Consider the following 14,014-nt stretch of genomic DNA (forward strand, 5'->3'; position numbering starts at 1 on the left):
GCCTGTTATGTCCGTCCAGAATCCAGCTTCAAGCCCGGTTGTCTATGTGGTGCGCCGCGCGCACTTCTGCGCCGCCCACCGGCTCCATAATCCCCGCTTCTCCGAAGAGTGGAATCGGCGCACTTTCGGCAAGTGTGCCAGCCCCAACTATCATGGCCACAATTACGTTCTGGAGGTGGTCGTAGCCGGCACCCCAGATCCCGACACAGGCTATGTGCTGGATCTGGGCCAGCTTGCTCAGATCATTGAGGAGGCGATCATACAAAAGTGCGACCATCGCAACCTGAACACGGACGTGGACTTTCTGCGCGGCGTTTTGCCCTCGACCGAGAACCTCGCGGTGGCCTTTTGGAAAGAGCTTGCGCCTCGCATCCCCAGAGGGCGCCTGTACGCCATCCGGTTATATGAGACCGAACGCAACTACGTGGAGTATCGAGGAGAAGCACATGAAGCCTGAAGCTTCTCGATATGCGACGGATAATGGGCGATACGAAGCCCCCTCGCCTTCCCGTTCAGAAGAGTTGGCCCAACTATTAGAGGCCGCTATCCGCCTTCTGGGAGAAGATCCCACCCGAGAGGGGCTGCGCAAAACCCCCCATCGGGCCGCCCGGGCGTTGGAGTTTTTGACCCAAGGTTACCGGCAGGATCCCCGGGCTGTGCTGCGGGAGGCGCTCTTTGAGGAGCCTTACAACGAGATGGTCATCGTACGCGACATAGAGCTTTTTAGCCTGTGCGAACATCATCTGTTGCCCTTCTTCGGAAAAGCCCACGTCGCCTACGTGCCCAACGGCAAGGTGGTGGGGCTGAGCAAGATCCCGCGCGTGGTCGACATCTTCGCCCGTCGCTTACAGCTGCAGGAGCGGCTCACGACTCAGATTCGCGACGTGTTGCAGGAGGTGCTGCAGCCCCTGGGTGTAGCCGTTGTAATTGAGGCTCGTCATCTGTGTATGGCTATGCGGGGTGTGCAAAAGCAGCACTCCTTGACCGTCACGAGCGCCGTCTCCGGGGTCTTTGAGCAAGAAGCCACGCGGGCCGAATTTATGCGCCTTATTCGAAACGGCTTCCACTGAGGTTTGCGCCAACCCGGCGCGTTCGCCTATCTTCTTTGGGGGTCCCAGTGGAGAAGCCTGCTATGCGCGTTTGGGCTACGCTTCTTGGCGTACTTGGACTTTTCTCCGTGGTGCAAGCGCAGTCTGCCCTTTCGGCCCTTTTGGGACATCCGGCCGTGCGTTCGGCGCTCGCCTTCATAGAGCGAGAGGACGAACAGACGCTTCGCGTGCAGGCCGCGCTCACCGAGATCCCCGCTCCGCCTTTCGGAGAAGCCCGCCGAGCCGCCGCTTTTGCGGACTCCCTTCGCCGTCTGGGGCTGCAGGAAGTGCACATCGACGAAGAGGGTAACGTAGTGGGCTTTCTGCGAGGTCGCTCCGCTCGGCCCCTGGTGGTGCTCTCGGCGCATCTGGATACGGTTTTTCCCGAAGACACGGACGTACGGGTGCGCCGCTCCGGCAACCGGCTTGAGGCGCCCGGCATCGCCGATGATGGCCGGGGTCTGGCGGTCATCTGGATGGTCGCCAAGGCCATTCAAGAAGCCCGCATCCCGCTAGAGGGTACGCTGGCCATCGTGGGCACGGTGGGGGAGGAGGGCATCGGAGACCTGCGTGGGGTCAAATACCTGTTTTACCGCTCTCCCCTCAGAGGGCAGATCGACTATTTTATCTCCGTTGACGGAGCCGGACTGGGCTCGCTCACCCATCAAGCCCTGGGCAGCAAACGCTTTCGGGTGACCTTCCGAGGACCCGGGGGGCATAGCTGGGGCGCCTTCGGCACCGTAAACCCCATCCACGCCCTGGGTCGTGCGGTGGCGCGCATCGCGGAGATGCCCGTCCCGGCGCAACCTCGCACCACCTACAACGTGGGCCGCATCGGCGGAGGCACTTCGGTGAACTCCATCGCCTATGAGGCCTGGATGGAGATCGATCTCCGCTCCGAATCTCCGCAGGCGTTGGCCGAGGCCGAGGCGCATCTACGCCGCTACATCCAGCAGGCCGTAGAGGAGGAAAACGCCTACTGGCCGCGCTCTCGGGGTCGCATAGAGGCCGAGATAACCGTTATCGGCGACAGGCCCTCTGGTGAAATCCCGGCTGATCATCCGATCGTACGCGCCGCCGCGGAGGTGATCACCCATCTGGGGGCCAGCCCTCGGCTGGGGCGCGGCAGCACGGATGCGAACATTCCGATCGCGCTCGGCATACCGGCCGTCACCATAGGCGGCGGGGGAAGGGGGGGCAACGCCCATGCCCTGGATGAGTGGTACGAAAACGATCGGGGCCACCTGGGCGTGCAACAGGCGTTGCTGCTGGCCCTTCGCTTGGTGGGGGTGGTGGGGCGTTGATGGCCGCGAACGCGCCCACGGTCTACCTTACCGGCGCAAGCAGGGGTATCGGTCGAGCCGTTGCGCTCGCCTTCTCCGAGACCTACCCCGGAGCTCGGCTGGCCCTGATCGCGCGTCAAGCCGAGGCGCTCCGGCAGGTGGCAGCCCTGGCTCAGGAGCGCGGAGCAGGTCCCGTCTACTGGCACGCGGGAGACGTGACAAAGCAGGCGGACGTGGATCAGTGGGTCCAGGCCGCTCGCAGCCGCCTAGGTTCGGCCGACGTGCTTGTGCTAAACGCCGGATGGTTCGCTCCGGGCGGGATACAAGAGACCGATCCGGAGCTGTTTGAGGCCGTGCTCGGGGTCAACCTCGTAGCTGCCTTTCGGGTGGCGCGGGCCGTTGTGCCGGACATGTTAAGGCGGGCCTCGGGGCACGTCTTCACGCTTTGTTCCGTGGCCAGCATCCGGGGCTATCCAAAGGGCTTGGCCTACTGCGCGGCCAAGCACGGTCTGCTGGGCCTTACGCGCGCGTTGCGGGAGGAGCTCAAGGCCCACGGTGTTCGCGTAACGGCCGTGCTGCCGGGGGCCACGTGGACGGATTCCTGGGCCGGCACGGAGCTTCCGGAGACGCGTTTCATGCCGCCGGAGGACGTAGCGCGCGCTATCGTGGCCGCTTATGCCATGAGCGCGCGCACGGTGGTGGAGGAGCTCCTGCTTCGCCCCCAATTAGGCGATGTGTAGTCCGCATCCAAACCGGCGTGGCATGGGTGGGCCTTGTTCGCGTAGCTTTATTTGATCCGTATGCAGCTGTGGCGTTCTGTATCCATGCGTCTTGCCCTGCTGGCGGCCATCTGCTCCGGCCAGGTCGCCTGGCTTTTGTATGGGCCTCAGGTGGCCGAGCAGGTCGCGCGCGCGCGCCTGGCCGCGTGGTTTCGCGCTCAAGCCCTTCAAGTGGATGCGGCTTTTGAGCAGGCTCTTGAGAAGGCCCTGGAGCGTACGCGGGATCCTGAAGCTCTTCCGGGCGCCTTCGAGGAAGCCTACCGCAGCCTACGGCCAAAGGATCACCCGGCGCGCTATTTCCGCCAGGACTTCTGGGATTTACCCCCAGAGGCGTCTTTAGAGGAGTTGCTGCGCGCTCGCGCCCATCGCTTCGGGGCACCCCAGCCCCCTATGGCTCTTTTGTTGGGATTCATGGCGAGTTTCTCGGGGAGCGCAAGCGCACAGGGAGCCGTTGCTGCGGATCCGGTCTTCAAGGCGTCAGCCGATCCGATCCGCATGCTTCCCGCCATAGCACATCCTTTACCTCTTCTTCGCTGGTTTTTAGGTAGCCTTTGTCCCCGCGCCCCGTAAGCCCGTCTTTTGCCCTAAACCGTCTATGTAGCCTGTTGCGAAAAGAATCGGCCTACATCGAGGGGGAAAACGGGACATGAAAGGCAACCTACAGCTGCGTTGGGCGCTGATCGGGCTTCTGGTGGGCCTATCGCTGTACTTTCTATGGCCCACCTACCAGTGGGGGCGTGAGCAGCAGAAGCTCGCCTCTCTGCGGGGCCAAGACAGCCTGCGCTACGTGGAGCAAAACCGACAGCGCATACAGAGGCTGCGCGAGAAGTCTCTGAAGCTCGGGCTGGATCTGCAGGGGGGCATGCACGTAACGCTCGAAGTGGGGGTTGCGGAGCTGATCCGAAACCTCGCCTTAGAGCGCGACTCCACGTTAGAGGCCGCTCTCCAGGAGGCCGTGCAGCGGGCCCGGACGGGCGACGTGTCTATTATCGATGAATTCGTGCGTGCCTTTGAGCGGCGCGATCCGGACGGCCGGCTCAGCCGATACTTCCGCAATGAGGCGGCCCGCATTACGCGCACCAGCTCCAACGCCGAGGTGGCCGCCTGGCTCAACAAGGAGGCCGAGGAGGCCGTCAATCGCGCCATTCAGATCATCCGCACCCGGGTGGATCGCTTCGGAGTTGCCGAGCCCTCTATTCAGAAACAAGGCACCCGCCGGATCGTGGTCGAGCTTCCCGGGGTGGACGATGAGGAGCGCGTGCGCAACCTCCTGCGGGGCACGGCCCGTCTGGAGTTCCGGCTCATGGCGGATCCCACAGAGCTGCAGGCGTCTGTGCAGCAGATCATCAACTTCCTGCACGCCGAGGCCCGAGGCGATACGCTTGCGGGGGATACAACGGGGCTGGATCCGGCTCGACATCCCCTGCTCTCCGTTATGCAGCCCATAGGCGGGGTCGTGATCGGGGCCGTGGCCTTACAGGATACGGCCAAGGTGAACGCGATCTTCCGCCGACCCGAGATCCGGCGCCTGCTTCCGCGTGGGGTTGTGCCCTTGTGGACGGCCGATGCCCAGGCGACCGATCCCCAAAAAGGCCCCCTACTGTACTTGTTGGCCGTGCGCGAGCAGGTGGAACTCACCGGCGAGGTGCTCACGGAGGCGAGCGTGAGCTTCGATCCGGCCACCAACCGGCCCGAGGTGCTCATGAGCATGAACGCCGAGGGGGCCCGAATCTGGGCCCGCCTGACGGGGGCCAACATCGGCAAGCCCATCGCCATCGTGCTGGACGACTACGTCTACTCCTGGCCCACCGTGCAGACCCGCATCACGGGGGGGCGCTCCTCCATTACGGGGCTGCGGGATCTGAAGGAGGCCGAAGATATCGTGATCATCCTCAAATCGGGCGCCCTGCCCGCCCCGGTTACGATCGTAGAGGAGCGTACCGTGGGTCCGACGTTGGGTCGGGAGTCCATTCAATCCGGCCTCTATGCGGGCCTCATTGGGCTTTTGCTGGTGGCGCTCTTTATGTTCGTCTATTATCGCACTGGGGGCCTGACGGCCAACGTGGCGCTGCTGCTCAACATCTTGTTCATTCTGGGCTTTATGGCCGGCTTTGGGGCCACGCTCACCCTGCCCGGGATCGCCGGCATCGTGCTCACGATCGGCATGGCCGTTGACGCCAATGTGCTCATCTACGAGCGCATCCGCGAAGAGCTCGACGGCGGCCGTACGCTGAAGGCCGCCATGAACGTGGGCTATCAGAAGGCCATGAGCTCGATCATCGACGCCAACCTGACGACCTTCTTTACGGGCGCGATTTTGTACAGCTTCGGCACTGGCCCCATTCAAGGCTTTGCCATCACGCTCATGGCCGGCATCGTGTCGTCGCTGTTTACGGCTATTTTTGTGACGCGCACGATCTTCGAGTACATGCTCGCCCGCGGTCGGACCCAGATCAGCTTCGGCTAACCGATATGCGATAGAAGAGGAGCCACCCGAACATGCGGTTTTTCCGAAACCCCAACATCGATTTTATCGGCATCCGCCGCTACGGGTACCTGTTTTCGGGTCTGACGTTGGTGACGGGGGTGCTGTTTGTGCTTATCGGCGGGCTGCATTACGGCATCGACTTCAAAGGCGGCAAAGAGTACATCGTACGCTTCGATCGGCCCCGGGGCGTGGCCGAAGTACGAGGGGTTCTCACAGCGGCCCTCGGTAAGCAGCCCGAAGTGAAGACCTACGGAGATGAACGCACGCTGCTGATCCGCACAGACGTGGAGGGGGACCTCAACGAGCTCCAGGCCCGCATCGTGGGCGCGCTGGAGCGCACGCAGCTCGACAGTCGACCCCAGGTGCTCAGCACGAGCATCGTCGGACCCCGTTTCGCGGCGGACCTGCGCCGAGGGGCCCTGTATTCGGCCATCGGCTCGCTTATCGTGATCTTTCTTTACATCATGATCCGTTTCGAATGGCGCTACGCCGTCGGGGCCCTGCTTACGCTGGCGCACGACGTGCTCGTGGTGCTCGGGCTGTTTACGATCCTGGAGCCCATCACGCCCTTTTCGATCGAGATCAGCCAGACGATCATCGCCGCCTTTTTGACCATCATCGGCTATTCCGTAAACGATACGGTGATTGTCTACGATCGCATCCGGGAATATCGCAACGTGTTCAAGACCGAACGTCTTGATGTGCTCATCAATCGCGCCATCAACGCGACGCTGAGCCGCACCATCATCACCTCCGGGACCACGTTGCTTGTGATCTTGGTGCTTTTTATTTTGGGCGGTGAAGCGCTGCGGGGTTTTGCCTTTGCGCTCTTTTTGGGCATCGGACTGGGCACCTATTCCTCGATTTTCGTCTCCAGCCCTATCGTCTACGAGTTATACCAATATCAGCAGCGCAAAGCGGCCGCCGTTTTGCCGGCCCGCGCGGCGGCAGTGCGGGTGCGAAAATGACCACTTAGCCCAAGAGGTCCGTCCATGACGTTCGACGTACAGGAGCGTTACAACGCTATCGTGATCGAGCTCAAAGGCGACGTGCTCGGGGGTCCGGATGGGGCCAAGCTCATCGAAAAGCTTCATGAGCTGCGCGATCAGGGCAAAAAGAACATCGTCGTGGACCTAGGTAAAGTACGTTTCATGAACAGCTCCGGCCTGGGCATGCTCATCGCCGCTCTGACCACGATGCGCAACGCCGGCGGCGATCTCAAGATCGCCCGCGCCACGGAACGTATCCAGAGCCTGCTAGTGGTCACGAAGCTTATCACGATCTTCGAACACTACGCATCGGTCGAGGAGGCCGTGGCCAGCTACGGCCAAGTAGCCGATTGACCGCACAGGACCTCATGTGGGGCTGCGCGTTATGCGCGCAGCCTTTTCTGTGTGCGAAAACCATGAGCGCGACGGTGCTGATTGGCGCCCAATGGGGCGATGAGGGCAAGGGTAAGATCGTTGATCTGCTGAGTCCCGAATTCGACATCGTGGCCCGCTATCAGGGGGGTGCTAACGCGGGGCACACGGTAATCTTTGGGGATCAGACGGTCGTGCTGCACCAGATCCCGTCGGGGATCTTCCATCCCCACGTGCGCTGCGTGATCGGAAACGGAGTCGTGATCGATCCTGCGGCGCTGCTGGAGGAGATCCAGACCCTCGAATCCCTGGGCGTGCGCACCCTGGGCAGGCTGTTTATCAGCCACATGGCCCACCTGATCATGCCCTATCATAAGCTGTTGGACGAGGTGGGCGAAGAGGTGCGCGGACCGGAGCGCGTGGGCACCACAGGCCGCGGCATCGGTCCGGCCTACGTGGACAAGTTCGCCCGAACCGGCATTCGGGTTGTGGACCTGCTCGACCGGGACGTGCTGTGCCGCAAGCTGCGCGCCAACCTTGAGGCCAAAAACGAGCTGCTGCGCCGCTTGTACGGGCGGGAGCCGCTCGACGTGGAGGCCATCATCGAGCAATACGTGGCCTTCGACCGAATGATCGATCCTTATGTGACGAACACGGTCGAACTGCTCAACGACGCCCTTGAGCAGGGACAGCGCCTGCTGCTAGAGGGAGCCCAGGGGGCGTTATTGGATGTGGATTTCGGCACGTATCCGTTTGTAACGGCTTCGCATCCGACCGCCGGAGGGGCCTGCACGGGGCTGGGCATCCCCCCTACGGCCATTCGGCGCGTGATCGGCGTCATCAAAGCCTACACGACCCGCGTGGGCAACGGGCCCTTCCCGACGGAAATCCGGGGCGAGCTCGGAGAACGGCTTCGTCAGTGGGGCTCCGAGTACGGGGCCACGACGGGCCGGCCCCGCCGCACGGGGTGGCTGGATCTGGTCAGCCTGCGGCACGCCGTGCGCGTCAACGGCATACAGGAGATCGCGCTGACAAAGCTCGACGTGCTTGACCCTCTGGCCGAAATCCCTGTTTGCGTGGCCTATCGGATCGGGAACAAGACCACCACCGTCTTCCCCGTAGACGTGCAGACGCTTGAACGCGTCGAACCCGTCTACGAAGTGCTGCCCGGCTGGCAGACGAGCACAGCCGGGGTGACAAATGTTACGGCGTTGCCGGATCGGGCGCGCGCCTACGTGGCCTTCATCTCCGATTGGCTCCGGCTCCCCGTGCGCTGGATTTCCACCGGGCCCAAACGGGAGCAGACGATCCCATGTGCGTAGCAGGCTTCTCGGCGGAGGAGCACCAGCCAGGAGCGTTCCGTCTACCGGGGGGTTGGCATTGTTTGGATTGTGCCCGTCTGTCTCCGCTTTCCCCGCTCTATAGAAGCGGCCGGTATCGCCGCCTTGGACAACACGCGGGCCCTGGTGCATCGCATCCGAGCAGTTCTTCCGCGATGCCGAGCGGGTCCGAGAGCGCTTTGCCCCCTTGCCAGATCTTATCGAGGCCGATCGGATAGCCATTTTGCCCTGTGTTTCGATAGCATGGCGATCGTGGTCCGCAACGTGCCCCTAAGAAGGGACAAGAGATCGTAATCAGTTCCCCAGTAACCTCTATCCCGTAGCGGCATCTAGCCCAGGACAGGGGCGCGCCCGCGCTTGTGGTGCTTCCAGAAGGCGCTCCTGATCGCGGGGCCGGAAGATTCCACGCCTCGAAATACCGGCAAACCCATCGCCCCGGCGGTGCGCGCCGTGTTGTCGTTTCTGTTACATTTTTGGAAGCCGAGTGCCGTCACGCAGCACACCCAGGCCCTCTTGGCCCCGCTCTGGAGGGTGTTTCGGAACTGGAGCTGCGACTGGGACTCTGAGCCATATCGAGTTCCTCCCTCTCTTTGGATTGCGCCTTCCGTCTACTGAGCAGGCGCGGGCGTTGGCCAGCGCGCTATGCAGGTGTCGCGTTTTTATCTCCGCACGAGGTAGAACGCTACGCATCTGTCCGCATCCGTACAACACGACGCACGCCGACATGGGGCGCTTCTTCAAGGATTGGGAGAGGTTTTGGGGGGCAAAAGTTGCCCCGTATGCAAACGTTTCTGCAATCTATCGGGCCGAATCTCTCCTCCTATGCGGGCTAATCGACCGCAAGGGGGAGGTGCTGAGGGTTCTGGCATAGTCCTTGTTTACCGCCTGTTCGGGTTGGGAGTCCGCCATATGCATAGCCGATGGATATTGCTCATCGGGATCGTGGGGCTCATCGTCCTGATGGCTCTGGCTTATCTGGCCGTACAGCTTGAGGACCAGCGTTTGGCGCGCGCTCCGACGGGGGGGCAGACCGGGGTGGCACAGCCGTCCCCGGCGCCGTCGGCTGTGCTCGATGCGCAGGTGGGGGTTCCCTTAAGATCTTCTGAGGCTCCCCCGGAGAGTGTGCAGGTGTTTACCCCTTCGCCTTCGGGGGTTGGACCCGCAGCCTCGGGCGGCGGTATGGAGCAAGCCCTGCAGACGGCTCCGGAACCAGCGCGCCCGGCTGGGTCGGCTGAGCTGGCCGCCATCGAGGCGCTTATACAAGAGGCCCACCGGCGCTTTGAGCCCCAGCAGGCCATGCTCGGCCCCTCCATTGTGGAGCCCCTTAAGCGGGCCGCAGCGCAGCTTATGGCCTGGCGCCAACCTGTGCTTCTGGAGGTGCAGGCCCCGTCCGCCACTTTAGCGCAAGAGCGCGCCTGGGCGCTTCGGGATTATCTAGTGGTGCGCGGTGTGGACCCTAACCTAATTCGGTACGTCCACGGGCAGGGACCGGAAGGGGTCCGGCTTAAGGTGGCTTACAGGTAAAAGGGAGAAGGCTTATGCCCTTCTGGCAATTGGCCCTGTTTCTTGTCGGGGCCTTTCTAATCGGATTCGCCACGGGTTTTCTGTTCTGGCGTCTTTTCGCCGCCGAGCGGCTGGAGCAAGTCAGGCACCTGCACTGGGAGATCGCCAAGCGGGATCGCGCCATCCGCGAGCTGCAGCTTCGCTTAAAGCGCCTGACGGCGCTGGCGGATCTAGGCGAGGGGGAAGCTGAGGAAGGCGAGTGGGCCTCCGCCGAAAGCCAAAAGCCGGCCGCGTAGTCGGATTGCGTCCCTCTTGATCCGGGATACCCGGGTGTGTATTTTCCCTTCCCAACCCGGGATACGCTCATGAACGCCGATCGGCCGGTGCATCCGGCGCTTGTCGACCCGTTTGGGCGCGCGCATACGTATCTGCGCATCTCCCTTACGGAGCGTTGCAATCTGCGCTGTCTGTACTGCATGCCCGAAGAGGGCGTGGCCCTGAAGCCTCGGCAGGAGCTGCTTACGCTAGAGGAGATCTATCGGCTGGCCACCTTGTTTGTGCGGCTCGGGGTGAAAAAAATCCGCCTCACGGGCGGCGAGCCGCTGGTGCGCAAGGGGGTCGAAACGCTCATCTCCTGGCTTCGGGGTATCGAAGGGCTGCAGACGATTGCGCTCACCACCAACGGGTTGCTCCTCAAAGAGCGGCTTGCCGCCCTGCACCAGGCGGGCTTGGATCAACTCAACATCAGCCTGGACACCTTCGATCCCGTTAAGTTTCGGCTCATCACGCGGCGCTCGGGTCTGGAGCTTGTGCTGGAGGCCATTGAGCTGGCCTTGGCCCTCGGCTACCGGCCCAAGATCAACTGCGTGGTGCTGCGCGGCATTAACGACGAGGAGGTGCTGGATTTCGTCGCCTTTACGCGCGATCGGCCCGTAGAGGTGCGCTTTATCGAGTACATGCCCTTTCTGGGCAACGGCTGGTCCGTGGAACGGCTTGTGCCGTATGTCGAGCTGTTGGAGCGGATTCAGGCCGTCTACGAACTAGAGCGCTGTCCCGAACAGAGTCCGCACGAGACGGCCAAGCGCTTTCGGGTTCCGGGCTTTCGGGGCTCGATCGGCTTTATCAGTTCCATGACAGATCACTTCTGCTCTGGCTGCAACCGGCTGCGCATCACGGCCGACGGGCACTTGAAGGTCTGTCTTCTGGGCCCGCACGAGGTCAGCCTGCGCGACGCCTTGCGCGCCGGCGCAACCGAGGAGGAGCTGACGGCGCTGATCGCCGCCGCCGTTGCGCGCAAGCAGGCCCAACACGCCGGCCTCGGCGATCTGGTGCACGTCCCTAACCGTCCCATGATCCTCATAGGGGGCTAAGCCGCCACTGGAACCGGTTCGGTTCCCGTGCGTACTTTGCGGCGGCTTTGGGCTCTTTAGCAGAGGATCATCGACATGGCCCCTGTGCACAACCCATTTGGCGCCCGTCAGGAGTACTCCTGGGGAGATCGGTCGTATGTAGTCTACTCCCTTCCGGAGCTGGATCGACAGGGTCTGATTCGGCTTGACCGGCTGCCGTATTCGATTCGGATCCTGCTGGAAAACCTGCTGCGGCACTACGACGAGTATGTGGTCACAAGCGCCGATATCGAGGCCTTGGCCGCCTGGGCTTCTGGCAAGTTGCCGGAAAGGGAGATCCCGTTTCTGCCCTCGCGGGTGATCCTGCAGGATTTTACCGGGGTTCCGGCCGTAGTGGATCTGGCCGCCATGCGCGACGCCTACCGTCGGCTGGGCGGGGATCCGAAGCGCATCAACCCCGTGGTGCCGGTGGACCTGGTTATCGATCACTCTGTGCAGGTAGATTTTTTTGGATCTGAGTTTGCCCTCTTCTACAACGCCGAAAAGGAATTCGAGCGCAACCGGGAGCGCTATCAGTTCCTCAAATGGGCTCAGCGGGCCTTTGAAAACTTCCGCGTAGTGCCCCCGGCTACCGGCATCGTGCACCAGGTTAACCTGGAGTACCTGGCCAAGGTCGTGCAGTTTAGTCCGGACGCATTGGGTTGGACGCTTGCATATCCGGATACGCTTGTGGGGACCGATTCGCATACGACCATGATCAACGGCCTCGGAGTGCTCGGTTGGGGCGTGGGGGGTATCGAGGCCGAGGCCAACATGTTGGGCCAGCCCCTGTATATGCTCATTCCGGAGGTGGTGGGCTTTCGCCTCTACGGGGAACTGCCCGAGGGGGCCACGGCCACGGACCTCGTGCTTACGATCACGCAGATGCTGCGCAAAAAGGGCGTGGTGGGCAAGTTCGTGGAATTCTTCGGGCCGGGCGTCTCCAAGCTCAGCCTGCCGGATCGGGCCACGATCGCCAACATGGCCCCCGAGTACGGCGCCACGATCGGGTTTTTCCCCGTCGACGACGAAACGCTGCGTTACTTGCTCGGAACGGGCCGCGATCCGGATTTCGTGCAGCAGGTCGAATGGTACTGCAAAACCAACGGGCTTTTCCGCACGGATGCTGCTCCGGAGCCGGAGTTTTCGGACACATTAGAGCTCGATATGAGCACCGTGGAGCCCAGCCTGGCCGGCCCCAAGCGGCCTCAGGATCGGCTTCCTTTGCGAGAGGTCAAGCAGAACTTCTTCTTCTCTCTAAAGGCCCCCCTCACGGAGCGCGGCTTTGGCCTTTCGGAGCAGGACTGGGATCGCAGCGTCACGGTGCACTTAGATGGCGAAAGCGTACAGCTTACGCACGGCTCGGTGGTGATCGCGGCCATTACGAGCTGCACGAACACCTCAAACCCCTCGGTCATGATTGGGGCCGGGTTGCTAGCCAAAAAAGCTGTTCAGCGCGGTCTGGATGTGAAGCCTTGGGTGAAGACGAGCCTGGCGCCTGGCTCGCGCGTGGTCACGGAGTACCTGCGCCACTCCGGGCTTATGCCCTACTTAGAGGCCCTGCGCTTTCATGTAGTGGGCTACGGCTGCACGACGTGCATCGGCAATTCGGGTCCGCTTCCGGAGCCCATTGCGCAGGCCATCCGGGAGGGCGAGCTTGTGGTGGCCGCCGTGCTTTCGGGCAACCGCAACTTTGAAGGCCGGATCAACCCGCTGGTCAAGGCCAACTACCTGGCCTCCCCGCCCCTGGTGATCGCTTACGCTCTGGCCGGCCGGATCGACATCGACCTGCTGGAGGAGCCTCTAGGTTATGATCCCAACGGGCAGCCCGTGTACCTGCGCGACATCTGGCCCAGTCAGGAGGAGATAGCGGACGTGATCGCCCGTTCGCTGCGGCCGGAGCTCTTCGAGCAGCAATATGCTCGCGTCTTCGAGGGCGATGCAAACTGGCAGGCCCTGCCGACGCCGGAGGGGGAGCTGTACGCCTGGGATCCGGCCTCCACGTATATACGGCGTCCACCGTTTTTCGAGGATCTGACCTTAGAACTTCCGCCGCTGTCGGAGATCCGAGGCGCGCGCGTGCTGATGCTCCTGGGCGATTCGATCACGACGGATCACATCTCGCCTGCGGGCAGCATCCCGGCTAACAGCCCAGCCGGGCGGTATTTGATCGCGCACGGGGTAAGCCCAGAGGAGTTCAACTCCTATGGCGCCCGGCGCGGCAATCACGAGGTCATGATGCGCGGCACTTTCGCCAACATTCGGATCAAGAACCTCCTTTTAGGCGGCCGCGAGGGCGGCTATACGATCTACTTCCCTACAGGCGAGGAGCTGCCTGTGTACGAGGCGGCCATGCGCTACAAGGCCGCAGGCGTTCCGCTTGTGGTGCTGGCCGGCAAGGAGTACGGGGCCGGCTCCTCCCGAGATTGGGCCGCCAAGGGCACCTTCTTGCTGGGCGTTAAGGCCGTGATCGCTGAATCCTACGAGCGCATTCACCGCTCCAATCTAGTCGGCATGGGGGTCTTGCCGCTTGAGTTCAAGCCCGGGCAATCCTGGCGTTCGCTGGGCCTTACGGGCCGAGAGCTCTTTGACATCGAAGGCATCACAGACCCCAAACCACGCCAGGACGTGCTGGTGCGCGCTCGGCGCGAAGACGGCTCGGAGATCACCTTCTGGACCACAAGCCGCATCGACACGCAGGTGGAGGCGGACTATTACCGCAACGGGGGTATCCTGCAGACCGTGCTGCGCAAGATGATCCGGGCGGAGATCACCACGTAAAAG

13 protein-coding genes are annotated in these 14,014 nt (G+C 62.6%); all 13 read left to right on the plus strand.

Translation table 11 applies throughout. From position 1 onward, the window contains the following. Positions 1–7 precede the first annotated feature (7 nt). The 13 genes from NZ993_03680 to acnA all read left to right on the plus strand — a co-directional run bounded on the left by NZ993_03680 (position 8) and on the right by acnA (position 14,011). Positions 8–457 (plus strand): 6-carboxytetrahydropterin synthase, encoded by a 450-nt coding sequence (locus tag NZ993_03680; protein MCS7154892.1) that lies wholly within the window; start codon positions 8–10, stop codon positions 455–457. Continuing rightward, positions 447–1,070 carry a GTP cyclohydrolase I FolE gene (folE, locus tag NZ993_03685; GenBank protein ID MCS7154893.1) on the plus strand — a complete coding sequence of 208 codons (624 nt, stop codon included), beginning with the start codon at positions 447–449 and terminating at the stop codon, positions 1,068–1,070. The genes NZ993_03680 and folE overlap by 11 nt, the downstream gene beginning before the upstream one ends. 62 nt (positions 1,071–1,132) lie before the next feature. After that, on the plus strand, positions 1,133–2,392 hold the full coding sequence (locus NZ993_03690; protein ID MCS7154894.1) for a M20/M25/M40 family metallo-hydrolase: 1,260 nt from the start codon (positions 1,133–1,135) through the stop codon (positions 2,390–2,392). Further along, positions 2,392–3,111: an SDR family oxidoreductase gene (locus tag NZ993_03695; protein MCS7154895.1), complete on the plus strand. Its 720-nt coding sequence runs from the start codon at positions 2,392–2,394 to the stop codon at positions 3,109–3,111. The genes NZ993_03690 and NZ993_03695 overlap by 1 nt, the downstream gene beginning before the upstream one ends. 84 nt (positions 3,112–3,195) lie before the next feature. Next, positions 3,196–3,720, plus strand: coding sequence for a hypothetical protein (locus tag NZ993_03700; GenBank protein MCS7154896.1), 525 nt, complete (start codon positions 3,196–3,198; stop codon positions 3,718–3,720). Between the two features lie 76 nt (positions 3,721–3,796). After that, a complete protein-coding gene (secD, locus tag NZ993_03705; GenBank protein ID MCS7154897.1) occupies positions 3,797–5,617 on the plus strand; it encodes a protein translocase subunit SecD in 1,821 nt (606 codons plus the stop codon). Positions 5,618–5,649: 32 nt separating this feature from the next. Further along, positions 5,650–6,606, plus strand: coding sequence for a protein translocase subunit SecF (secF, locus tag NZ993_03710; protein ID MCS7154898.1), 957 nt, complete (start codon positions 5,650–5,652; stop codon positions 6,604–6,606). A gap of 24 nt (positions 6,607–6,630) precedes the next feature. Next, positions 6,631–6,981 (plus strand): STAS domain-containing protein, encoded by a 351-nt coding sequence (locus NZ993_03715; protein ID MCS7154899.1) that lies wholly within the window; start codon positions 6,631–6,633, stop codon positions 6,979–6,981. Between the two features lie 62 nt (positions 6,982–7,043). After that, a complete protein-coding gene (locus NZ993_03720; protein MCS7154900.1) occupies positions 7,044–8,321 on the plus strand; it encodes an adenylosuccinate synthase in 1,278 nt (425 codons plus the stop codon). A 927-nt stretch (positions 8,322–9,248) separates the two neighbouring features. Then, positions 9,249–9,863 carry a hypothetical protein gene (locus NZ993_03725; protein MCS7154901.1) on the plus strand — a complete coding sequence of 205 codons (615 nt, stop codon included), beginning with the start codon at positions 9,249–9,251 and terminating at the stop codon, positions 9,861–9,863. Positions 9,864–9,877: 14 nt separating this feature from the next. Continuing rightward, positions 9,878–10,138: a hypothetical protein gene (locus NZ993_03730; GenBank protein MCS7154902.1), complete on the plus strand. Its 261-nt coding sequence runs from the start codon at positions 9,878–9,880 to the stop codon at positions 10,136–10,138. A gap of 69 nt (positions 10,139–10,207) precedes the next feature. Then, a complete protein-coding gene (gene moaA, locus NZ993_03735; protein ID MCS7154903.1) occupies positions 10,208–11,212 on the plus strand; it encodes a GTP 3',8-cyclase MoaA in 1,005 nt (334 codons plus the stop codon). Between the two features lie 75 nt (positions 11,213–11,287). Beyond that, the gene (gene acnA / locus NZ993_03740; protein ID MCS7154904.1) at positions 11,288–14,011 is read left to right on the plus strand and encodes an aconitate hydratase AcnA; all 2,724 of its coding nucleotides are present in this window, start codon (positions 11,288–11,290) and stop codon (positions 14,009–14,011) included. Positions 14,012–14,014: the final 3 nt, after the last annotated feature.

This window comes from Bacteroidota bacterium, assembly GCA_025059945.1.
GTDB lineage: Bacteria > Bacteroidota > Rhodothermia > JANXDC01 > JANXDC01 > JANXDC01.